General features: G+C 71.2%; 24 protein-coding genes and 2 pseudogenes. 12 read left to right on the plus strand and 14 right to left on the minus strand.

The features are described 5' to 3' along the window. Nucleotides 1–63: 63 nt before the first annotated feature. Nucleotides 64–666 carry a hypothetical protein gene (locus tag ACZ50K_RS31765; protein ID WP_468909467.1) on the minus strand — a complete coding sequence of 201 codons (603 nt, stop codon included), beginning with the start codon at nucleotides 664–666 and terminating at the stop codon, nucleotides 64–66. 104 nt (nucleotides 667–770) lie between these two features. Between ACZ50K_RS31765 and ACZ50K_RS31770 the strand changes: the two are divergent. Further along, nucleotides 771–942, plus strand: a pseudogene (locus ACZ50K_RS31770) (IS5/IS1182 family transposase); the annotation flags it as partial. On the opposite strand, the pseudogene ACZ50K_RS31775 reads toward ACZ50K_RS31770, so the two are convergent. The 4 genes and pseudogenes from ACZ50K_RS31775 to ACZ50K_RS31790 all read right to left on the minus strand — a co-directional run. Then, nucleotides 942–1025 (minus strand): annotated as a pseudogene (locus ACZ50K_RS31775) (IS5/IS1182 family transposase); the annotation flags it as partial. The pseudogenes ACZ50K_RS31770 and ACZ50K_RS31775 overlap by 1 nt on opposite strands. Nucleotides 1026–1340: 315 nt before the next feature. Continuing rightward, nucleotides 1341–1622, minus strand: a complete 282-nt coding sequence (locus ACZ50K_RS31780) for a hypothetical protein (RefSeq protein ID WP_468909469.1) — start codon at nucleotides 1620–1622, stop codon at nucleotides 1341–1343. A gap of 746 nt (nucleotides 1623–2368) precedes the next feature. Further along, complete coding sequence (locus ACZ50K_RS31785) at nucleotides 2369–2788, minus strand: hypothetical protein (RefSeq protein WP_468909472.1); 420 nt, start codon at nucleotides 2786–2788, stop codon at nucleotides 2369–2371. 107 nt (nucleotides 2789–2895) lie between these two features. Next, nucleotides 2896–3669 carry a hypothetical protein gene (locus ACZ50K_RS31790; protein ID WP_468909474.1) on the minus strand — a complete coding sequence of 258 codons (774 nt, stop codon included), beginning with the start codon at nucleotides 3667–3669 and terminating at the stop codon, nucleotides 2896–2898. Nucleotides 3670–3900: 231 nt separating this feature from the next. Between ACZ50K_RS31790 and ACZ50K_RS31795 the strand changes: the two genes are divergently transcribed. After that, a complete protein-coding gene (locus ACZ50K_RS31795) occupies nucleotides 3901–4155 on the plus strand; it encodes a DUF6207 family protein (protein ID WP_468909477.1) in 255 nt (84 codons plus the stop codon). Nucleotides 4156–4239: 84 nt separating this feature from the next. Here the strand turns inward: ACZ50K_RS31795 and ACZ50K_RS31800 are convergent, their stop codons facing one another. Together ACZ50K_RS31800 and ACZ50K_RS31805 are read right to left on the minus strand one after the other, a co-directional pair. After that, entirely contained in the window at nucleotides 4240–4809 is a 570-nt protein-coding gene (locus ACZ50K_RS31800) for a flavoprotein (RefSeq protein ID WP_468909480.1), read from the minus strand. After that, nucleotides 4806–6056 (minus strand): helix-turn-helix domain-containing protein, encoded by a 1251-nt coding sequence (locus ACZ50K_RS31805; protein ID WP_468909482.1) that lies wholly within the window; start codon nucleotides 6054–6056, stop codon nucleotides 4806–4808. Before ACZ50K_RS31805 ends, ACZ50K_RS31800 begins: the two co-directional genes overlap by 4 nt. Before the next feature lie 78 nt (nucleotides 6057–6134). Here ACZ50K_RS31805 and ACZ50K_RS31810 point away from each other — a divergent pair, with 78 nt between their 5' ends. The 7 genes from ACZ50K_RS31810 (at nucleotide 6135) to ACZ50K_RS31840 (ending at nucleotide 10952) form a co-directional block, all read left to right on the plus strand. Continuing rightward, nucleotides 6135–6614, plus strand: coding sequence for a hypothetical protein (locus tag ACZ50K_RS31810; RefSeq protein ID WP_468909485.1), 480 nt, complete (start codon nucleotides 6135–6137; stop codon nucleotides 6612–6614). A gap of 102 nt (nucleotides 6615–6716) precedes the next feature. Further along, a complete protein-coding gene (locus ACZ50K_RS31815) occupies nucleotides 6717–7352 on the plus strand; it encodes a class I SAM-dependent methyltransferase (RefSeq protein WP_468909487.1) in 636 nt (211 codons plus the stop codon). 302 nt (nucleotides 7353–7654) lie between these two features. After that, entirely contained in the window at nucleotides 7655–8122 is a 468-nt protein-coding gene (locus ACZ50K_RS31820; protein ID WP_468909489.1) for a hypothetical protein, read from the plus strand. Nucleotides 8123–8302: 180 nt separating this feature from the next. Then, nucleotides 8303–8845 carry a hypothetical protein gene (locus tag ACZ50K_RS31825; RefSeq protein WP_468909491.1) on the plus strand — a complete coding sequence of 181 codons (543 nt, stop codon included), beginning with the start codon at nucleotides 8303–8305 and terminating at the stop codon, nucleotides 8843–8845. A gap of 173 nt (nucleotides 8846–9018) precedes the next feature. Beyond that, complete coding sequence (locus ACZ50K_RS31830; protein ID WP_468909594.1) at nucleotides 9019–9714, plus strand: HNH endonuclease family protein; 696 nt, start codon at nucleotides 9019–9021, stop codon at nucleotides 9712–9714. A 129-nt stretch (nucleotides 9715–9843) separates the two neighbouring features. Next, nucleotides 9844–10587 carry an HNH endonuclease family protein gene (locus ACZ50K_RS31835; RefSeq protein WP_468909494.1) on the plus strand — a complete coding sequence of 248 codons (744 nt, stop codon included), beginning with the start codon at nucleotides 9844–9846 and terminating at the stop codon, nucleotides 10585–10587. 98 nt (nucleotides 10588–10685) lie between these two features. Next, on the plus strand, nucleotides 10686–10952 hold the full coding sequence (locus ACZ50K_RS31840; protein ID WP_468909496.1) for a hypothetical protein: 267 nt from the start codon (nucleotides 10686–10688) through the stop codon (nucleotides 10950–10952). Nucleotides 10953–10991: 39 nt separating this feature from the next. Here ACZ50K_RS31840 and ACZ50K_RS31845 read toward each other — a convergent pair whose 3' ends face one another. Further along, nucleotides 10992–11861 (minus strand): glycosyltransferase family 2 protein, encoded by an 870-nt coding sequence (locus ACZ50K_RS31845; protein ID WP_468909499.1) that lies wholly within the window; start codon nucleotides 11859–11861, stop codon nucleotides 10992–10994. 18 nt (nucleotides 11862–11879) lie between these two features. Beyond that, complete coding sequence (locus ACZ50K_RS31850; RefSeq protein WP_468909501.1) at nucleotides 11880–13232, minus strand: tetratricopeptide repeat protein; 1353 nt, start codon at nucleotides 13230–13232, stop codon at nucleotides 11880–11882. 217 nt (nucleotides 13233–13449) lie between these two features. Between ACZ50K_RS31850 and ACZ50K_RS31855 the strand changes: the two genes are divergently transcribed. The 3 genes from ACZ50K_RS31855 (at nucleotide 13450) to ACZ50K_RS31865 (ending at nucleotide 15779) form a co-directional block, all read left to right on the plus strand. Then, the gene (locus ACZ50K_RS31855; protein WP_468909503.1) at nucleotides 13450–14502 is read left to right on the plus strand and encodes an NAD-dependent epimerase/dehydratase family protein; all 1053 of its coding nucleotides are present in this window, start codon (nucleotides 13450–13452) and stop codon (nucleotides 14500–14502) included. Between the two features lie 27 nt (nucleotides 14503–14529). Continuing rightward, nucleotides 14530–15237, plus strand: a complete 708-nt coding sequence (locus tag ACZ50K_RS31860; protein WP_468909506.1) for an LbetaH domain-containing protein — start codon at nucleotides 14530–14532, stop codon at nucleotides 15235–15237. A gap of 302 nt (nucleotides 15238–15539) precedes the next feature. Then, on the plus strand, nucleotides 15540–15779 hold the full coding sequence (locus ACZ50K_RS31865) for a hypothetical protein (RefSeq protein ID WP_468909508.1): 240 nt from the start codon (nucleotides 15540–15542) through the stop codon (nucleotides 15777–15779). A 63-nt stretch (nucleotides 15780–15842) separates the two neighbouring features. On the opposite strand, the gene ACZ50K_RS31870 is transcribed toward ACZ50K_RS31865, so the two are convergent. From ACZ50K_RS31870 to ACZ50K_RS31890, 5 genes are all read right to left on the minus strand, one after another. Continuing rightward, entirely contained in the window at nucleotides 15843–16445 is a 603-nt protein-coding gene (locus ACZ50K_RS31870) for a hypothetical protein (protein WP_468909511.1), read from the minus strand. Between the two features lie 197 nt (nucleotides 16446–16642). Then, nucleotides 16643–16792, minus strand: a complete 150-nt coding sequence (locus ACZ50K_RS31875; protein ID WP_468909513.1) for a hypothetical protein — start codon at nucleotides 16790–16792, stop codon at nucleotides 16643–16645. Between the two features lie 76 nt (nucleotides 16793–16868). Then, nucleotides 16869–18713: an IclR family transcriptional regulator domain-containing protein gene (locus tag ACZ50K_RS31880; protein ID WP_468909515.1), complete on the minus strand. Its 1845-nt coding sequence runs from the start codon at nucleotides 18711–18713 to the stop codon at nucleotides 16869–16871. Further along, a complete protein-coding gene (locus ACZ50K_RS31885) occupies nucleotides 18710–19387 on the minus strand; it encodes an RNA polymerase sigma factor (RefSeq protein WP_468909518.1) in 678 nt (225 codons plus the stop codon). The genes ACZ50K_RS31880 and ACZ50K_RS31885 overlap by 4 nt, the downstream gene beginning before the upstream one ends. Continuing rightward, complete coding sequence (locus ACZ50K_RS31890; RefSeq protein WP_468909521.1) at nucleotides 19384–19533, minus strand: hypothetical protein; 150 nt, start codon at nucleotides 19531–19533, stop codon at nucleotides 19384–19386. The genes ACZ50K_RS31885 and ACZ50K_RS31890 overlap by 4 nt, the downstream gene beginning before the upstream one ends. Nucleotides 19534–20011 lie beyond the last annotated feature (478 nt).

Here is a 20011-nt window from a genome sequence, read left to right on the forward strand (position 1 = left end):
CTCGCCCTGCGGCCCGTCCTCGGCCAGCTCGATCGGTACGCCCGCCTGAGAGCTGTCCCGTAACTACTGATCGGGGCGGACGCCCCGGACGTGCACGATCACGTCTGGTTGGCCCAGGCCGGCATGGTTGATCCGGCCTCGGCCTCGGATCACGCCTTCCGCGGCCAGGTGTTTCCTCAGTGCGTCGGGTGCCAGAGGGGTCTCGAAGCCCTCGCTGAGTCCTCGCCCCGTATCTGCGTACTCGTAGCGGATCGCGTACATCCTTCCCGCGTGATGCCATTCGCAGCGGACCAGGGGTCGCGCGAGGACTGACTCGAACCACTCTGCTGCCCGGTTCGCCAGCTCTGTAGGTCCGCCTGCGGCTTCCAAGGTGAACTCGCTCGCGGTATGCAGGATGGCGAAGTCCTGGTTGTGGAGCTTGCCACCGCGGACCGCGGAGCCGTCGAAGTGGGCGCCCACGGTCAGAACCCCCTGGTCGCGTTGCGGGTCATCGATGTCCAGATAGACGATCAGCCGGCCGTTGAAGGTGTTCGTGGATGGCAGCACGACAGTGTCGAGCGGGTCCACCAGCCAGGAGCCCGCTCGTTCGGCCAGAACGTCCACGAACGCGCGTTGCGCGACGTCCAGGTCGTCTTCGTCGTACTCGAACCAGGGGATCTCGTCCATGACCGCACACTCTACGGGCGGAAGAATGGGTGTCCAGGAGCTGGCGGTCGGGGTGAGATGATCTTGGTATTGCTGGTGTGATCACGGCGTCGGAGACCTCCTGAATAGCCCCGTTCGCCGGGGCGGAGCCCGCTCGTCTTCGGGAAGCTGGTCACCGTGCTGCGGCACGAGGGTGCGAACGTGGTCCGCAAGGGCCGGCCCTGGAGCCTGCCGCTGGAGGACCGGGCACTGCTGGTCGCGGCCTACTGGCGAACGAACTTGAGGATGCGCCAGCTCCGCTTGCGGGGCTGCAGGGGGAGCATCGGCCCGAGGTGGTCGATGATGCGGTCCGCTGCCGACTTCGCGACCCCGAAGCGCGGACCGCCACAAAGGCGCGAAGTCCACCACGCCATGCTCGGCATCGTCCGTCTGCACAACCTCGCCCTCGCCGGATGGACAAGCGGCCCGCACACCGTTGACGGCCCCGGCCTGGCGACTCAAAGATCATTTACGGGAAGCCCTTGTCTGCTGTGCGGCCACGGCGCGGGCAACCGGCCTGAACCCCAAAGGGATGACACTGATGGGTGGGAGAGGCGGCGGGAGTGTCCGGCCGGCCTCCCCTCAGCCCCGGTCCGTTGGGCGACGTCTTGTGGACTATGCCGTTCACTCGGATTCCTGAGTCAGCCCAGCTGGCGTCACTCGATAGAAACGCTCTGGATCAAGGGCGAGCACTCAGCACATTCCTCAGGGTGCCCAGCAAGACGGCACAACGAGTTCGTGCGGGCGTTCTCGACGCCCTCCGTGCTCCACGACAGAACCTGCGCGATCTCCTGGACGTCGTGGGTGCTGTAGCCGTATGGAAGCGCGGCGGCGATCGAGTCGGATAGTTCGTCGTGCGCGTTCTTCCACGCCTGGAGGGACTGCATCATGGCGGCACGGTCCGTACGGATCCGCTGCATTGCGGTGGCGGTAGTCACGCGGTCAGCCTGCCAGTCTGAGGCGGAGACCGCAGGAACCACGAACATGAAGACCGGCCCCAGCGGCGTTCACCGGTACGTGCCGCGGCACAGCTGCGTGATCGCCGGGTTCGTGACTCCCTGAGAAGCCCCGCACAGTTCAGCCATGTCCACTCGGCCAGGCGCCGGGGCGGGGGCAGGCCGGTAGCGCGGGGGAACCGGTCGGGTGGTGTGGGCCCTGTGGGTCTTCGGCTTCGCCTTCGGAGCAGAGGCGGCGGCGCGGCGCGGGGGCTTCGCAGGTGTCCGCCGCGGCGCCTGCGACTGCACCCTGGAGGAGCGTCGCTCTCCCGCCTTCGGGAGTGTGCTCCGTGCCTGCGTCGGACGGGCGGTCGGCCGCACCCGGTCAGGCACGGGAGCCTTCCGCGCAGGGGCCGAATCCTGTGCTGTGGCTGGAGTCGGCAGCGTGGTCAGCGGCAAGACGCTGTCGGCAGGCCGAGACTGGTCGCGTGGGTCTGACACGCCCTGTGCCGGGACCGTGGCTCTGCTCACAGCGGGCGGCTTGCTGTCGGCCGGAGTGACGGAGACGCACCCGGACAGCGTCAGCAGGGCGGCCAGGAGCAGGGGCAGGGTCCGGCGGCGCATCCGCCCACTGTGGCGTAGACGGAACCTCACCTCCGATCGGCACGCCGACCGCGGCTGGCACAGGAGAGGGGGGTGGGGGCCCAGCCGACGATGGCTGGGCCCCCACCCCCCTCTCCCGCGCCCGGTCAGCGTCGGCTTCGCTCGGCGTGGTGAGTGCTCCCGCCGTGCTCCCCGGTTACCGGGTCGGGAGCGGTGACGGTCATCGTGACCTTGTACTCGAAGGTGTCCTCGCGGGGCCCGTCGACGCGGGCCCAGGCCAGGGAGTGGATCTCCAGGCCAGGTGCCTGCCGGGCCACCGTGGCGGCGGCCTGCAGGGCATCTGCGGGGCTGTCACCGGTGCAGACGATGGCGCCGAAGGCGGACACCTCGACGTCGCTGGAGCTGTCGGTGCCGTCGGCGAAGGCGAGCCCGCCAACGATGCTGCTGGCCTGGTGGAGGGTTCGGACGAGGTCCTGGCCGAAGGACGGCCCTTCCAGGATCTGCGGCTGGAGGAGGGCGCCGGCCGGGATGGTGAGGGCGGGCAGAGCGTGCTCGGTGTCGGTCATGTGCGCGACCGTATGACCGGTGCAGGCCCTGGCGGGCACGCAGTGTGCGTGCCCTGGCCCCGAAGACGGTCCACGCGGTCGCCCGCCGGGTCGCCGAGCCGGGCCTCCTACGCGGTCACGGCGTAGTTCACCCGTTCCAGCAGGTCCAGGATCTTGGGGTCCACTGGCGGCATGCCCTCTGCCTCCAGCTCCTTGCAGGCCCGCAGCAAGGACCCGTCCGCACACCCCGGGCACACCATGGCGACCTTCGACTCTCCGGCCAGGGGCACCATGAACGAAGGACAGCTCTCGAAGACCGGCCGGCGGCACGCTGAACAGGGATGGAAGTCCATGACCCGTTCCGGGGGCGCCTCGTACGGGTCGACCAGAGGCAGGACCTGATCTTGCAGGGCCCGCCCGAACTGCGCCCAGGACTCCATCGGGTACCGGGCGCGGTAGGCGATTCCGAGGTCCTCCAATGGCCCCACCAGGTCCTGACCGGCCTGGGCCATACGGTCGTGGTCCACCTCGAAGAGGGCGCCCATCCCGTTCTCCGGAGTTGCCGCGTAGGCGATGGAGCGGTTCTCGAAGGTGCAGATCTCCCCTGAGGTGGAGGTGGCCAGCAGGCGGGCGAGGCGATCGGCCGGCCCTTCCGCCCCGTCCCGGCCCGCCGGCAGCAACCGCAGCCAGAACTCCTCCGCCTGCCAGGAGGCGTAGTCCACCGGAGCGGCGAAGAACTGGATTCCCGGTCCGTACGCGCGGGCGTCGATGGAACCGAAGAAGGTGTGCCCGCCGCGAACGTAGGGGTAGACCGCGGTGATCCCGTTCTCTCCCCCCGTCCTTCGTGCCCGCTTCGTCGCCTCGCTGGCTCGTGGTCCCCGTCCTGGCTTGATGCGCCCCACAACTTCCCCTTCCGAAGGTGAACCTCCCTGACACCGGCCGCGCCGGGCGTGCGGTTCACATCAGCACGTCAACTTCCACTGAGGGCGGCGGTTACGCGGTGTTGCACCTCCCCCTTGACAGGCTGGAGGGCTTGTCGGTGAGGCGGTCCTGGGGCCGGCGGCGCGGGTACTCGTTGGGGTGGAACCGGGTGGAGGCCGGAACCGTCGAGCCTCCTGCCGGGTTCGGCAGGCATGAATGATGACGAAGGACTCATCACTGTCGATATCCAGGGCAAGGAAGAGGCCGCGATCGAGGCGGCTCAGCTCATCTCGCAGCTGTTCCTGTCCAGCGGACCGTGCCGGCTGCGGCGAACACCCGGCGAGGAGCAGGTCGAGGTGCGGGTGTACGCGGACGTGCGGCGGCGCGCGGGGGAGGGCGGTTACGCATATCTGGAGGACGATCCGGTGCGTGGTCAAGAGAGCTTGGACTACGCGGTCCGGGACTGACCGGTCCACCCGCCGGGCCCCGTGCGTCCCGGGCACGCGGGGCACCCGGGCGGCATCCCAGGGGCCCCAGGCATGTCCGTGTGATCAGGCGGGGTGGGCTTTGTCGAGGACGTCGAGGGCCAGGGTCCAGGGGTAGGTGTCGACGTTGCCGTGCTTGGGCTGGTGGGGACGGAATCCGGTGCCGGTGCCGTCGTCGAGGAGGTAGTGGACCCCGGCGCCGCGGAGTGTCGCGATGGCGGGGGCGAGGGCGGGGTGCTGGGCCTGGGCGGCGTTGATGTAGGGGAGGGCGACGACGGGGCGGTCGGGCATTCCCAGGGCTTCGGTGATGAGGCCGAGGGCGAGGGTGTCGGCGTGGCCGGCGGCCCACTTCGTGGTGGTGTTCAAGGTGACGGGGGCGACGAGGAGGGCGTCGGGGTCGGGAAGGACGTCGGACTGGGAGGGGAGCTTGTAGGCGTGGCGGACCGGGTGCCCGGTCAGCGCGCGCCAGGCGTCGAGTTCGCTCTCGCCGCCGGCTTCCTCGACGGACCATCGGTGGGCTGCGGGAGACAGGACGAGGGCGACGTCCCACCCGCGGGCCTGGGCGGCGGTGATGCCGGTGGTGACGTGGCGTGCGGGCGGTGCGGCGCAGGAGATGACGTACAGGGTTCGGGTCACCCGGACAGTCCACAGCGCTGGGCGAGCGCGCGCAAGCGTCCCTCCGCGGTGCCGGTGCCCAGCAGGCGGAGGTCTTCGACGAGTTGGTGGGTGCGGGGGCGGCCGATGACTTCCTCGGGGGCCTCGCGTTCGGCGGCCAGCAGGGTGTCGACGGCCTGCTGGCGGGAGCCGGCCTGGCTGTAGGCGTGGGCGAGGTCGGTGAGGAGGTGGGCGCGGCGTTCGCGGGGCAGGGCGGCGCGCTGGTCTGCGGTGATGGCTTCGGCGACGGCGGCTCCGGCTGCGCCTTCGTAGAGCTTGACGTGGGCGGCGAGGCGGTAGAGGGAGACGTTCGTGGTGCTGAAGGCGGTGAAGAGGGCGTTGCCGTCGGCGTCGGCGGGGAGTTGTCCGGCGTGTTCGTCGGCCTGGTCGAGGAGGGCGGTCACCGTGCGGGCCGCGGCGGGGGCGCGGCGGTCGGGCCCGGTGGCGGCGGTGGCCTGGGCCATGGCGGCTTTGAGGTAGAGCATGCCGAGGGTGGACAGGCCCGCGGGTCCGCGTCGGATGAGGTGGGGTGTGAGGCGGCCTGCCGCGGATTCGGCGAAGGACGCGGCGGCGTGGGGCTGGCCGTCGGCGGTGAGGGCGTCGGCGAGGTGGCGGGCGGCGGAGGCCTGGATCACGGGGTCGGCGGAGCGTTCGGCGGCCAGGACCGCTTGGTGGGCGGCCAGCGAGGCGATGTCGGGGGCGCCGGCCTTGATGGCGAGGGCCTCGGTGAGCTGGAGGGCCATGGACAGGGCCCGGTAGGCGGCGAGGCGGTCGTCGCCTTCGTGGAGGGCGGCGGCGTGGGTGGCGTCGGTGAGGAGGGTGGGCATGCGGTGGCCGAGGCTGGTGAAGGCGGCGCTCGACTGGAAGAGCTGCCAGGCGTGCTGGACGGAACGGCGCAGGGTCTCCACGTCGAGCGGGGCGGCGCCGGTAGGGATCGGGCTGCCGGTCACGATGTCGTGCCGGTGCAGGACGGCGCGGAGCGCTTCCATCTCACCGGTGTGGTCGTCGGGCTCCCCGGTGGTCTCGGCCAGGAGCACGGCAAGGGGAACGCTCAGGACGCGGGCGGCGGTCTCCAGGACGGACAGACGGGGGTCGGCCTGCCGCGAGCCGGCTTCGAGGTCCTGGACCCAGCGCTTGCTCTTGCCCATCAGCGCCCCGAACGCCGTCTGCGTCAGCCGGCGCCGGCCCCGCCAGCACGCGATGTTCGCTCCGATACGGCGGCTGTCCATGCACGTCTCCCGACGATGGAGGGGCAGGCACGCACACTGCGTGTCTACCTACGGTTGTACTCCCCCTACCGTCCGGTCATGGCCAACTCCATGAACAGGGCCCGCACATGGGCCGCCCTCCTCGATCCCCCTCCCCAGGTCCTGGGCGGCTACAGCGCCGGCCGCACCGCGTGGGCGGCCTGCGGCCACTCCTGGGACGCCGTCGCCATCACCCCCCTGACCCGGGGCCTCCACGCGCTGGACGCCCTGGCCGTCCCGCTGGACGGCGGCTACACCGTCATCGCCGACCACGCCCGGCACGAGCTCATCGCCTACATCTCCTACGGCACCGGGACCCCGCTTGCCGCACTGGAGGGCGTGCGCGTGCTGTCCCGCGGTACCGAACTGCTGATCCCGGCCGGCCAGCACGGCGCCTACGCGGCCGCCTGGCTCAGCCGCCCCCACGAGGACCGGGCGGAACCCTTCCTCGACCCGGCCCGCCTTCGCCACGCCCTCGAAGCCGTCGACCACGAAGAGTTCACGCCGACGGGGATGGTCGAGCACGCCTTCGCCGAATAACCAGAGCACGCCATCGACCCCGACGCCCACACGCCATCCGCCAGCGCGCCCTCGCTCGCACCGCAACAGGCCCCATCAACCGGACCCACCAGGAGGCAGCCCATGACCACCCTGACGAGGGAACCGCGGCGCATCCCCGCCGACCCGGAGGACGCCCGACGCAAACAAGCCGCCTGGGACCGCTTCTACAGCCGCCCCGAACCCCACGAACACCTGCCCCTCACCGCCTGGGAACTCAGCCAGTTCCGCCGCCACGTCCTGTCCGGCCGGGAACACACCGCCATCGACATCGGCAGCGGCTGGGGCCACATGAGCGCCGCCATCGCCTCCCAAGGACTCCGCACCACCGGCTACGACTGGTCACCCACCGCCATCACCCATGCCCGAAACCTCTGGTCCCACCTCCCCCACCTCACCTTCCACATCCACGACTTCGCCACCCAGCCCCCACCCCCCGAACTCGCCCCCAACACGATCGACGTGGTCTCCTGCCGCCTCACCCTGCCCTACCTCGACCCCCGCGACTTCCTCGCCCGAGCACGCTCCTGGCTACGCCCGCGCACCGGCACGCTGTACCTCGTCGTCCAGACCTGGGAACACCAACCCGCCGGCCTACGCCGCGGCTACCCCAGCAGCCTGATCGAGGAGATCCGGCACGGCTGGACGACCTCCACCCGCTGGGACCTCACCCCCGACCGGGTCTTCACCGCCCTCTCCCTGACCGGCCCCACCCCCTGAACACCCACCCACACCCCGCCACCGGCTCCGCCACCCAAGCGGCAACCGACCACTACCCCGCCACCCACCCCGCGCCGAGCCCCAGGAGACCCATGCCGCCGCCGACCGACACCGACTCGTCCACGCCGCGGCCCGGCTCGACCACGGTGGTCACCGCACACGGGGACCTCATCCGCCCCCGGGGCGCCGTCCGTCTCCGTGCAGCCGCCGTCTCCGCGATCGACGCCGACAGGATCGGCGAGCGCCCCATCAGGCCGGTCCACCCCCGTCCCGGCCTGATGGGGAGCGATCCAGAAGTCTTAGTGACAGAGCCCCAGTGGCTCACCGAACTGGTTGCCCTTGAAGGCACCATCCGCTCCCTAGCCTTCCGCAGGCCCGTACCGGAGGCGCCGCAACCGCTGCCGCCATACCCGATGTGGGCGATCCGCGCCTTCATCGTCAGCTCGGACGGCCACCCGGTCAGGGCCCGCTCCTGCAGGACCCGGCGCCGCGAGACCGACCGGATCGCCGCCTGCGAGTGCGCCGCCGACTTCCGCGGGAGCGGCCTCGTCCCCGAGCTGGCCGTGGAGGTATGGGCCCGCGGGGAGAAGGGCTACCGGCCCCGATTCCCCCGCTGGAACATCCCAGCCCCGGCCGACGCCCGCACCTTCCATTTCTTCCACGACCAACGTACCCATCGGATGACCCTCGACAGGGTCGAGACAGGTCCGTACCCCCTGTCCGCGACGTTCGGCTGGCCGGCCGTCCCGCCCGGCGGCCGTCTTGCCTGAACCCGCACTGCCGAACCCTCCAAGCTCCACCAGCGCACTCGGAGCGGACACCCGGGCGCCTTCGACTCCCTCACCCACCAAGCAGGGGATGTTCTCGAATCCCCTCCTCCTGTCAGGACTTCATGACATGGTGAGGGGGTGTCAGGAATACCTGACATCTGAATGAGGGGAGGGGTTGGCATGGGCTGGGCTGACGAGAGCGGTAGGCACGAGGGCTCCGTGGTGGCGGTCCTGGCGAACGGTTGTGACGCGCCCCCGGTGGCCGCTCTGGAGGGCAGCACCGCCTGGTGGGACAGCGACGGCACGGTGTCCGAGCGCGCGGCCGGTGTCCGCCCGGTCTGCGCTTGCGGATGGCGTGGCAGCGACGTCCACCCGGTGGTGTTCGCGGACCCCGAGGAGACCGATGGCCACGGCCGGCGCACCGGCCCTTACGCGGACTGGGAGTTCCACGTCACCACCGTCGAAGGCGCCGTCCCGGCCGACGTCGACCGGATGATCACCGTCCTCAAGGCCCGCATCACCGAACTCGCCCCCGACCAGCCGCTCGCGGCCCTGCGCGCGGTCGCCTTCCTGCAGGATCTTCTCCCGCATCTCGCCCTGGACACCGTCCGCACGGCACGGGCCGGCCTGGTGACCTGGGAGGCCATCGGCTCGTCCCTGGGCTGCACCCGCCAGTCGGCCCAGGAGCGATTCGCCCGCCACCTCGGGGACGACCAAGAGTGATCATCGCCGGCAGCTTCCCATGGCAGGGCGGCGCTCGGTAGCGGCAGATGCTGTCCGGAGGGGGAGGTGCAGTGCCGATTCTGCGGTGAACCTGCTGCCACTCCCGGGTGAAGAGCCCGCCGGTGCCCTGTCGCTGGCGGGTGGTGGGCCAGTACAACCCTCCCATGATGATCATGATGCGGGTCGCGGTTGCGGCCTTTGCTGCTCTTGCCTTGTCCCTGCCCGCGACCACCGCCACCGCGGCCGACATTCCGCCGACGGTGGGGAAGCCGGCGGCCGCGGTGCCGACGATCGTGCCGATCGGGGTGGCGGTCTCCGCTCTCCAGCTCGCGGTGGAGGACCGGACCGGGTACCAGCGGACCTCCTTCAGGCACTGGAACGCCGGTGAGCAGCTGGCTGATGGCTGCAACACCCGCGCCGAGGTGCTGCTGGCCGAGGCGGTGGTCTATCCGGAGATCGGGCCGGGCTGCACCCTGACCGGGGGAACGTGGTGGTCGTACTACGACGAGCGGGAGGTGACGCCGGCCGGGGCGCTGGACATCGACCACATGGTGCCGCTCGCGGAGGCCTGGGACTCCGGGGCGAGTGCGTGGACGGCGGCCCGCCGGGAGGCGTACGCGAACGACCAGGGCCAGGCGGCCAGCCTGGTGGCGGTGACCGCGCGGTCGAACCGGCAGAAGGCCGATCAGGACCCGGCCGACTGGCTGCCGCCGTCGTCCTCGGCGGAGGTGCTGTGCCGGTACGGCGCCGAGTGGACCGCGACCAAGCTCCGCTGGGGTCTGGCGGTCGACGAGCTGGAGCGGGACCGGCTGCTGGACATCGCGGCCGGCTGCGGCGGCACGGACGTGGAGTTCACCCCCGCCCCGTAACGACGAGAAGAGCCCGGTGCTCCCCGAGGTCTGCCCGGTCGCGCAGAAGAGCCGGTGCCGTATCGGGATCGAGGAGTGCGGGTAGGGTCCGGACGGATGGTTCGGATGCCAGGTTCGGGGTGGGTTGCGATGCGTCAGAGGTACTTCTACACGGCCGTGCTGACGGCTGCTTCGCTGATGGTTACAGTGGCGGGCTGCTCGCCGGAGCCGACCACCTCGGACCGGCCGCCGCTCCAGAGCCCTGTGAGTGAAGGGAAGCCGTCTTCGGGCGGGCCGTCCGCGCCGGCCGGCGGACCCGGGGTCCCGGCCGCGGTCCAGGCCTTGCCGGGCCTGTCCACCGCGGCCGCCGCGAAGACCCAGCTGGCCGGGCTGACGGTGGCCGAGCAGAAGCCGATGACCGGCTACAGCCGCGCGAAGTTCACGCACTGGGCCGGGCAGGGTGACTCCTGCGACACCCGCGAACTCGTCCTGGAACGGACGGGCAAGGAGGTGAAGCGGGATGAGGAGTGCCGGGCGGTGTCCGGCCTCTGGACCTCGCCTTACGACGGTGTCGAGGTCACGGATGCGGCGAAGTTGGACATCGACCACATGGTCCCCTTGGCCAACGGCTGGCGCTCAGGGGCCGATGCCTGGACGGCGCAGAAGCGCAAGGAGTTCGCCAACGACCTCTTCCGCCCCCAACTGTTGGCGGTCACCGCGAAGACCAACCGGGCCAAGGGAAACCAGGGACCGGAGGAGTGGACACCCCCGGCGAAGGCCTACTGGTGCACCTACGCCACGGCCTGGACCAACGTGAAGTCCCACTACCAGCTGACCGTCACCACCGCCGAGAAGGGCAAGCTCACCGAAATGCTGGGCACCTGCACCTCATGACCTCCGACCACACCCCACGCCCCCATCCTTCCGCCGGCCCGGCTCCCGCTCTTCCGGGGCCGGGCCCTGGCCCTTCCTCGGAGGGGGAGGGGGTGCGGTTGGTGGGGTTCGTGAAGGCCGGCCCGGGCGGGGTGATGACCGACGAGGTCGGCGTGATCACCGGAGACCTGACCGTGGCCACCAGCGACCTCGGCGACGGCACCGCCGCGGTGAGCGTGCAGTACGCGGGCGCCGAGGAGTGGTACACCCTCACCGGTAGCCCCACCGCGCTGCCCGGCTCCGGCCTGGCCAGTCTTCACGAACAGGTCCTGGCCGCCGTGGCGGCTGGCGCCGCAGCTACTGTGCCCGGCGCCGGCGATACCTGACCGGTCCCCCCTGGGTTCGTCGGGTAGGGAGGTCTGGTGTCAGATGATTGGGGGCCGGCCTAGTTTGGTCATCTTCCACACGGTCCGCCAGCGCATGGGCTGTCGTGGTGGGCAGGGTACGCGTAGGCCTTCGTAGAAGCCGGCCCACCAGGCGGTCAGTCCGGACAGCGGGGGCCGTTGGGCGGTGGTGTAGGCGGCCCAGGTGGCGAGGTAGAGCGGGACCAGGACGGCGGGGAGGTGGCGTTTGGCGAGCCAGACCCGGTTGCGTCCGGTGTTGCGGTAGTAGACCGCGTGCCGGGACGCCTCGGTGCGGGGGTGCTGGAGGACCATGTCGGCCCGGTAGTCGATGTCCCAGCCGGCGTCCAGGGCCCGCCAGGCGAAGTCGGTCTCCTCGTGGGCGTAGAAGAACGGGGCGGGGAAGTCGCCGACTTCGTCGATGACGCTCATGCGGATGGCGTGTCCGCCGCCGAGGAAGGTGGTCACCGGTCCGGACTCCGTCGGGTTCTTGCCGCCCAGGCGGGGGACGTGCCGGCGCTGGCTGGCCCCGGTCTCGTCCGCGATCCGGAAGCCCGCGACGCCCAGGCGGGGGCTTGTGGCGAACGCTTCACGGACCAGTTGGAAGGTGTCGGTGCGCGGCAGCAGGCCGTCGTCGTCCAGGACCACGAGGACATCGATACCCCCCTGCTCACGGAGCCAGCGCACCCCGGCGTTGCGGCCGCCGGGGATCCCCAGGTTCTCCGGGAGCTCTACCCCCACCACTGCGTCCGGGAGGGGCGGCAGCTTGATGCCCTGGCCCAGGACCACGACGGTCGCGGGATCTCCTTCCTGCGCGGCCACCGAGGCCAGCAGGGCCCCCAGTTCGTTGGGCCGGTCGCCCATGGTGAGGACCACAACCCCGATCTTCGGCATACGGCTGTCCGTTCCCTTTCAGCTCTTCAGCAGTTCGCTCGCGCGCTGGTGCAGGCCGCTCGCGCCCGTCACGCCGCGTCGGCCGTAGCGGGCGGCGGCGGCGTGGATCTCCCGGACGGCCTGGCGGTTGCGGTCGGAGACCACCGCGCCCACGAAGTCCAGGGACCTGGTCCACAGGCCCACGGCTTCTTCGTGCCGGTGCTGCCCGGCCACCGACCGGCCCAGGTTGGCCATGGTCAACCCGTGCTTGAGGAGGTAGGTACCCGGCGCCCGGCCCGCCAGCGACCGCCGGTAGTGCCGCTCCGCCGCACCGTGGTCGCGCATCGCGGTCAGTGTCTTGCCCATGTGCGAGGCGACGGTGGCCGCCACCGGACCGGAGGCCGCCGCGTAGGCGGGGACCGGGTCCCGGGTGTCGGCGACGGCGTCCTCGGCGGCCAGCAGCGCCCGCGCGGCCTTGCCGCTGTGCCCGCCGGCCCCGTAGGCGCGGGCGCAGGTCACCAGCAGCAGGGCCTCGGTCTGCCGGTCGACTTTCCCTGCCGCCCGGCAGAGGGCGGCTTCGGCCAGCTCGGGGCAGGAGGCGGGGTGGCCCAGGTCCAGGGCCTGGTGCGTCATGGCCCGCATCATCCACGCGGCGTGCCCGTTCGGGTCGGCCTCGCAGGCCAGCTGGTAGCCCAGCAGGTAGTAGCGCTGGGCCGCGCCTTCCCGGCCGAGGTCGTGGTGTTTCCAGCCGACCAGGCAGGCCAGCTGGGCGGCCGCGCCGAAGGCCTCGGTCCGGACCGCGCTGGTGGGGAAGCGGGCGGTCAGCATGGGGGCGACGGTGTCGGTGAGGTAGGCGGTGACCGTGGTCAGGTCGTGGCCGCCGCCCAGGCGTTCGTCCGCGCTGCGGAACATCTCGGTCAGCTGCCGGACCGTATCCACCTCGGTCGTGCCGATGCCGGCGCCGGTCTCGGCCGCGCGGAGGGTCGCGGCGACCGCCTCGTGGTCATAGGCCAGCGGCAGCCCGACGGCGGCGGCGGTGAACGCGGCGCCGAGGAAGTCGCGGCGACGTTGCATGACGGATCTCCCCAGATCGGCGATGACGGCCAGGGGATCGGCTCCCAGGGCCTCGCCGTCCTCGCAGCCTAGACCGATTTCGGCGACCGTCACCCGCCGCCTGGTCCGCCGGGTCAGAGCCTCGGCGAGGTAGAACGGCGTCCGGCCGGAGGGAATGCCTCCGGCGACCCAGTAGGCGACGGCGGAGGGCCCGGTAGCCAGCCGCTGGCCGGCCTCGGCCGCCACCGAGCGGATCTCCCTGGCCAGCGCGTAGTAGGTGACCCCGGACTCGGCGATCACGTCCGCTAACGCGCTGTTCGGTACCCGGTCCCCTGCCAATGTCGGCCCCCTTGCGAACGGATCTTGAACGGGTTGAACGGGTTGCCCCCGCCCCCACCGTACTCACTTTCCGTGCTGGAGAGTTCACTGTTCATCACGACGCCCGGGGCTCCGGGCGCCTGCCGGGTGGCGGGGAGTCGGCCCCGCGGGCCGGCCCGGTCGCAAACCTCCCCGCCACCCCCCACCCCCCCTGTCGCTGAGTCCGAGGAGATTCCCCGTGCCGTTGAACGACACCGACCTGTCCGCAGCCCTCGCCGGCTCCACCGTGGTGGTCACCGGGGGAGGCGGACTGGTCGGCTCCCGCATCACCGCCCGCCTCCGCACCGCCGGGGCCCGGGTGATCGCCGTGGGCAAGCTGGACGCCTACCCCGCCACCGTCTACTCCGACCTCTTCGGCGTCCACACCACCGACCACGACACCGTCGTGGGCGACATCGCCGACGTGGCCTTGATGGACCACGTCGTCCGGGAAGCCGACTACGTCATCCACGCGGCCGCCGTCGCCGACGTGGCCGCCTGCACCCGCAACCCCATGGCCGCGATCCAGACCAACGTCACCGGCACCCAGGTCCTCCTCGACGCCGTCAGCCGCGCCAACGCCCGCGTCCGCCGGTTCGTGTTCGTCTCCTCCGCGGCCGTCTACGGCAACGGCGACCCCAAGCGCCACGACGTGCAGACCTGGCACGAGGACCAGCCCCTGGCCCCGCTGTCGGTCTACGCCAACACCAAGGCGTGGGGAGAGGCCCAGACCGCGCTGGTCCTGGGCAAGGCCAACGTCCCCCACACCTCGGTCCGCTACTTCTCCGTCTACGGCGAGCCCCAGACCGTCAAGCAGGGATCACACTCCTGGGTGATCGCCTGGATGGCGATGCGCGCCAAGCTCGGTCTGCCCCTGTACCTGAACGGCGGCGGCCGCCAGGTCCGCGACTTCGTCCACGTCCAGGACATCGCCGACGCCACCATCCAGGCCATGCTCGCCCCGGGCGCGGACCGCCAGACCCTCAACATCGGCACCGGCAAGGCCACCTGCATCGCCGACGTCGCACACCTCATCCGCCGGCACTACCCCGAGGCCGAGTTCCAGGACCGCCCCCTGCCCGAAGGGGACCCGCTGGGCGGGACCGCCGGCATCGCCCGCATGACCGCCGCCCTGGACTGGGAGCCCCGCATCACCGTCGCCGAAGGCGTGGCCCGCTACGTCGCCTGGCTCGACAACACCCCCACCGCCCTCCCCGACTTCCTGCGCCGCGAGGCCACCGAAGCCGCCTGAAGCACCCACCGACCAGGAGCGAGCCCCGTGCCCGAGTCCATCCTCATCGGCGACTACCTCCACGGCCCCAAGGTGTCCGGCCTGGACGCCACCGGCTACGCCAAGATCAGCGAGTTCGAACTGTCGGATTTCCTCGCCCACTGGGACCACATCCACGACGACGCCCTCCAAGTGGTGCCCGCCCGAATCCACCCCACCGCCCGGATCCACCGCACCGCGATCATCGGCGACGACGTCATCATCGGCCCCCGCGCCCGCGTCCACGAGTTCTCAACCGTCCGCAAGCGCTCGATCCTGGCGGCCGGCGCCTCGGTCGGCTTCGGCTGCGAGGTCACCCACTCCTACATCGGCGAGAGCACCGTCCTGGGCCACCAGGTCGGCATCGGCCACTCCCTCATCGGCAACGACGTCCACCTATCCGCCAACTTGGTCATCGCCGCGATCAGCCTGTGGAACTACGACATGCGCGTCCCCGTCAAGGAGATCGTCCTGCACGGCCAGGACGGCGAGGCCCCCTACCGGTGCACCACACCGCAGTTCGGGGGGCTGATCGGCGACCGCGCTCAGACCGGCAGCATGATCACTCTGGGTCCCGGCATCGCCGTAGGCAGGCAGTCGGCCATCGCGTCCGGCGTCTGCATGGGCAGCACGATCGTTCCGGCCGCCAGCGTCGTCCGATCCTCCTCACCCGGCGTCGTGATCGAACCCCACCGAATCGACCGAACCCCTCGTTGACGTCCACGGATCCGGGCCGTGGCGGACCCCTCCGCCCCTTGATCCTCGGCCACGTGCACGACCTGACCGGCCGGCGCCCTCCGGTACCACCGCTGGGCTGACCGGTCCGGTCTTCGGCGCCACCCGGTCTCAGGCCGCCAGTGGTCAGCTGGTTCCAAGAACATGGGCAGGAATGGCCGCGAACGGTCACGGGTGGTCGGTTGTGAAGTATTCCGATCGGCTGTTTATGACAGGGCCCCCGCTTCCGTATCTGAAGTACCAGCGCACTACGCGCAGGTTCTTCGTAGAGCGGGAGCAGTTGCATGACGACGCCCTGGGAGTGGGCCGGGAACCTCTCGGCCGTGTTGAGCGCGGGCCACGCGCTGGGTGCCATCTGGTACCAGCCCTGGGCTGTGACCCTGCGGCACCGGTCCGTGGCCCGGCCGCCGCGCCGGCGCGCTGTGGAGACCGAACCCGGGCCAGGCCGGGCGCCGACCGTCCACATCACCGTCCATGCGCCCGCCGGCACCGTGTTCACCGTCGAGGTGGTCACCGCTCAGTAGCTCGGCGACGACGTCGAGCCGGCCCTGAGATTCGCATGTGGATAGCTGAGGGTTGTCCCGCAACTACTGATCGGGGCGGATGCCCCGGACATGTGCGATCACGTCTGGTTGGCCCAGGCCGGCACGGTTGATCCGGCCTCGGCCCCGGATCACGCCGTCTTCGGCCAGTCGTTTCCGCAGTGCGTCGGGTGCCAGAGGGGTTTCGAAGCTCTCGCAGAGGCCCCGTCCCGTATCCGCGTACTCGTAGCGGACCGCGTACACCCTTCCCGCGTGATGCCATTCGCAGCGGATCAGGGGCCGCGCGAGGACTGACTCGAACCACTCTGCTGTCCCTTTCGCCAGCTCTGTACGTGCGCCCGCGGCTTCGAAGGCAAACTCACTCGGGGTCTGCGGGATGGTGAAGTCCTGGTTGTGGAGTTTGCCGCCACGGACCACGGAGCCGACGAAGTGGGCGCCCACTGTCAGAACTCCCCGGTCGCGTTGCGGGTCACCGATGTCCAGATAGGCGATCAGCTGGCCGTTGGAGGTGTTCGTCGATGGCAGCACGACAGTGTCGAGCGGCTCCGCTGGCCAGGAGCCCGCTCGTTCGGCGAGAGCGTCCACGAACGCGCGTTGCGCGACGTCCAGGTCGTCTTCGTCGTACTCGAACCAGGGGATGTCGACCATGACCGCAGCACGCTACCAAGAGCCTTCGTCGCCCTGGACGGCACTGTGCCGCCGATCTGCATCCGCATGCGTGGCGCCGTCGGTTCGTGGTCGTGGACGTCTGGGTGACGCCCCTTTGTCTTCTTGCGAGGGGCCCGTTGGGTGGGCGGTGCCCTCCCGGCCGCGGGCCTCCGGGAGGGGCGACATGGTCTCGTGGGTCAGTTCCAGTTGCCCCAGATCTTCATTGTTTGACCGATGATTTCGAGGATGAGGAGGGTGGGGACCAGCCAGTTGGTGAGGAGTTGGGTGCGGGAGGGGGGCTCGGAGGAGGGTTCGCCGGGTAGGGAGGGGTTGTGGGGCTTGTCCACCGGGTTCCTTGTGTGGTCGGGGTAGGGGGCTGGGTGCCCGGCCGGGCGGTTGCGGTTGGCCGGGCGGTTGCGCGGGTCAGCGGCTGGTGATGATCAGGCGGGGTCCGGAGTCGGCGAGGTGCGGGGTCAGAGCGGGCGGGCGAGGCCCGCGTGAGGGGGTCCACAGCCGGCCCGGCGGAGCCTCGGCTGAGGGTGTCGAGGAGGGGGCGCCGACCGGGTTGGTGGCCAGTACCAGGGCGAGGAGGAGACCGGTGGAGCGGTCGCTGAGGGCGCGTGCGGCCTCGATCAGCCGGTGGTGCGCGGCGACGGGCAGGGACAGGGCGACGGAGCAGGCCTGGCCGGCCAGCGGCAGCGAGATCGCCGCGCAGACCTCGGCGTCGCTGTATTCCAGGACGTCGAAGTAGGCGCTCTGCGGTCCGTGCCGGTCGATGGTGTCGATCAGGTGGCCGGTGTCGGTGATGGTCCTGCGGGTGAGGGGCTTGGGCTGGTGCCGGGAGAGCAGGTCGGCGCGCTGGTCCGGGTTGAGCTGGGACAGCAGGCTCTTGCCCACCGCGCTGGCGTGCGGGGTCTCCTTGAAGTCGACGGTGACGGTGACCTGCGGGGCGTCGGGGCCGAAGGCGAGGTGGGGGATGACGATCTCCCCGTCGGTGTAGGTGGAGAGGTAGACCGCCGCGCCGGTGTCGTCGCGGAGCTGGTCCAGGACGCCTTGCAGTACCGAGTTGCCGCGGGAGATCTCCGCGAGCAGGGCTCCGGGGCCGTGGACGTCCTTGCCCAGGTGTCGGGTGAGGCTGTTGGCGTCCAGCCAGGCCAGCAGACCGGCTGCTCCGGCCTGGGTGATGCCGGCGGTGCGGGCCACGGTCTCGACGTCGACGAATCCGGACTCGCGTACGAACTGGAGGACGTCCAGGACCCGCAGGGAGTCCTCCCACTCCGCCGGAGCGTGCCCGCCGCCTCCGGCGGGCGGCCGCGCCGGCCGAGCGGACGGTGTCCGCGGCCGCCCCGGATGCGCCAGGGACGTCCAATCCGATGCGGCACCCGGCGGCCCGGATCCCGCCGACCCGGGACTCTTCCCCGACCCGGGACCGCCCGACCCGGGACCGCCCGAGCTGGCGGCCGGCGGGGCCGGCTCGTTGGCGACCGGTGGGACGGGGTCCCCCACCCCACCGGAGGGCCAGGACTGGCTCTCGTTCTCCTGAGCCGGAGCCGGAGCCGGAGCCGGAGCCGGAGCTGGAGCTGGAGCTGGAGCCGGAGCCGGAGCCGGGAAGGTGGGGTGGTGTGCCCTGGGTGGTGCGGCGTCGCCGAGGTGGGCGGGGTCGGTCAGGGTGAGCAGGGCTTTGACCAGGCGGGCTGTGGGAAGCCAGATGTCGCCGAGTTCTTCGTGTTCGTGGCGTTCGGCGTATCCGGCGATCTTGCGCAGGCCGTCTCGCACCTCTTCTGGCAGGGTCGGCAGCTCCTGCCACCGGGGGCCTGCCGGGCGAGGGGAGGGGGAGGTGGTGAGGGCGGCCGTGAGCCGGTCGCGCCACAGCGCCTCGTCTTCGAGCTCAGCGCGCCGCTTGTGGTCGAGCATCAGCAGGAACGCGGCTGCCGGCTCCTCGGCGCCGGCGGCGAACTCCCACCAGAATCCGGCGGCTTCCTCGTCGGCCAGGTGCAGGAGGCAGCCGAAGGCCACCGCTCCCGCGCTCGTCAGACCGCGGTCGGCCATCAGGACGGCGATGTCCCTGCTGGACTGCGGGTCCAGGATGACGGCCGCGCACACCGCATCGAGCTGCCGGCCAGCCTCTTCGAATCCTGCGAGGGCTTCGGGCGCGGGGCGGGCCCGGGCGGCTGATGCCATCAGGCGGGCGTAGGCGGCCGGGACGTCGTACGGGTTCAGGTCTTCCAGTTCAGGGTTCGCCGGCCGAGACGGCTGTGTCTGGCTCATCGCCGCCGCCTCCGTCCGGCCGTCCGGCCCAGGCACTGGTTCAGCCGGGCCCGGGCCCGTTTCAGATTCATCCGGGCTGACTCCTCCTTGATCCCCATCCATGCGGCGGCCTCGTCCACGGTCAGCCCGACGGCTTCGAGGGCGAGCGCTTCGCGCTGCCGCTCGGGCAGGCTGGCGATCGCGGCTTCCAGGGCCCTCAGGTCCACCAGGTCGGTGCCCGGGTCCCCGCCCGGGTACCGGTCCATCTCGGCGAACAGCCGCTCGTCCTCCAGTGGAGCGACCCGGCCGCGCTGCCGGTAGAAGTCGGCGATCCGGTGCTTCAGCGTGTTGAACGTGTACCCGGCCGGCGACTTCATCTGGGTGACCTCCGGCCACCTCCGCACCACCGCCTCGAAGGTGGTGTGCAGGACGTCCTCCGCGTCGAACCGGCTCGGCAGCTTGCCCTCGGCATACCGCAGGAACTTCTCCGCGACGTCGTGGTGGAAGCGCCGGAACTTCGCCTCCTGCTCCGGAGTCCAGTGCCCGGGTGCTTCCGGGGGCGCCATCCACGCCTGCGGCGGACCCGCGCCCGCGCCGTCCGCTTGCGCGGACCGGGGGGAGGGCAGGCGCTGCCCGTAGGCGTCGGAGGCCAGGCCGGCGGGGTCACCGTGTTCGGCGGTGCCCACCTCGTTCACCGGCCCACCCCGCCGACGGCCAGGTCCCGGCCCGCGACGGCGCGGACGGCTATGTCCCCGCCGCCGGGCGGGCGCATCCGGTCCGGGCCGGGGGGTGGCACCGGTGGCGGGCTCGCGGCCACCGGCAGCGCAGCGTGCAGCTGCACGTGTCCTCCTAGGGAGATCAAGCACCGTACGGACCCTCTTCCGGTACTGGAGGCGGGCGCCTCTATCCAGGACAGCGCAGCGCACCGGTGTTGCGGGTACACGGGATCGGAAAGAGATCTCAACGCGCAGAATCGCTCAGAGCTGGACGCGCAGACGGTCATTTGGTGCACCGAAGGCGCCGCTCCGGCAGGGGTGGCGGCGGCACCGTAGGGGTGGTCCGCGGCGCTGTCGAGGTGCTCGGCGGCTGCCGGGTTCTGTACGCGATAGGGCTCAATACCCATGCAAATAGGTCTTTCTGTCCATAGGTTGCACGCGTCGTGGCGGGGGCCGGAGTTCGCTGAGGCCGGCAGTTGCACGGGGGAGTGCCTGGTGGCGGCCCGCCGGAAGGTCTGGGGCGGTCGCCCGGCCGTTCCTCAGCGCCTTGTGGCCGGCAGCCGCCGCTATCAGCGACCCCACCGCATCACGTGATGCGGTGCC

Source organism: Streptomyces sp. NPDC033845 (assembly GCF_055576225.1).

What these genes read in the sequence shown, in the direction of transcription:
- ACZ50K_RS31870 (WP_468909511.1), bottom strand. Translation starts at nt 16,445, where the DNA reads ATGGTCGACATCCCCTGGTTCGAGTACGACGAAGACGACCTGGACGTC.
- ACZ50K_RS31765 (WP_468909467.1), bottom strand. Translation starts at nt 666, where the DNA reads ATGGACGAGATCCCCTGGTTCGAGTACGACGAAGACGACCTGGACGTC.
- ACZ50K_RS31880 (WP_468909515.1), bottom strand. Translation starts at nt 18,713, where the DNA reads ATGAGCCAGACACAGCCGTCTCGGCCGGCGAACCCTGAACTGGAAGAC.
- ACZ50K_RS31815 (WP_468909487.1), top strand. Translation starts at nt 6,717, where the DNA reads ATGACCACCCTGACGAGGGAACCGCGGCGCATCCCCGCCGACCCGGAG.
- ACZ50K_RS31845 (WP_468909499.1), bottom strand. Translation starts at nt 11,861, where the DNA reads ATGCCGAAGATCGGGGTTGTGGTCCTCACCATGGGCGACCGGCCCAAC.
- ACZ50K_RS31830 (WP_468909594.1), top strand. Translation starts at nt 9,019, where the DNA reads ATGATGCGGGTCGCGGTTGCGGCCTTTGCTGCTCTTGCCTTGTCCCTG.
- ACZ50K_RS31785 (WP_468909472.1), bottom strand. Translation starts at nt 2,788, where the DNA reads ATGACCGACACCGAGCACGCTCTGCCCGCCCTCACCATCCCGGCCGGC.
- ACZ50K_RS31795 (WP_468909477.1), top strand. Translation starts at nt 3,901, where the DNA reads ATGAATGATGACGAAGGACTCATCACTGTCGATATCCAGGGCAAGGAA.
- ACZ50K_RS31835 (WP_468909494.1), top strand. Translation starts at nt 9,844, where the DNA reads ATGCGTCAGAGGTACTTCTACACGGCCGTGCTGACGGCTGCTTCGCTG.
- ACZ50K_RS31810 (WP_468909485.1), top strand. Translation starts at nt 6,135, where the DNA reads ATGGCCAACTCCATGAACAGGGCCCGCACATGGGCCGCCCTCCTCGAT.
- ACZ50K_RS31865 (WP_468909508.1), top strand. Translation starts at nt 15,540, where the DNA reads ATGACGACGCCCTGGGAGTGGGCCGGGAACCTCTCGGCCGTGTTGAGC.
- ACZ50K_RS31805 (WP_468909482.1), bottom strand. Translation starts at nt 6,056, where the DNA reads ATGGACAGCCGCCGTATCGGAGCGAACATCGCGTGCTGGCGGGGCCGG.
- ACZ50K_RS31825 (WP_468909491.1), top strand. Translation starts at nt 8,303, where the DNA reads ATGGGCTGGGCTGACGAGAGCGGTAGGCACGAGGGCTCCGTGGTGGCG.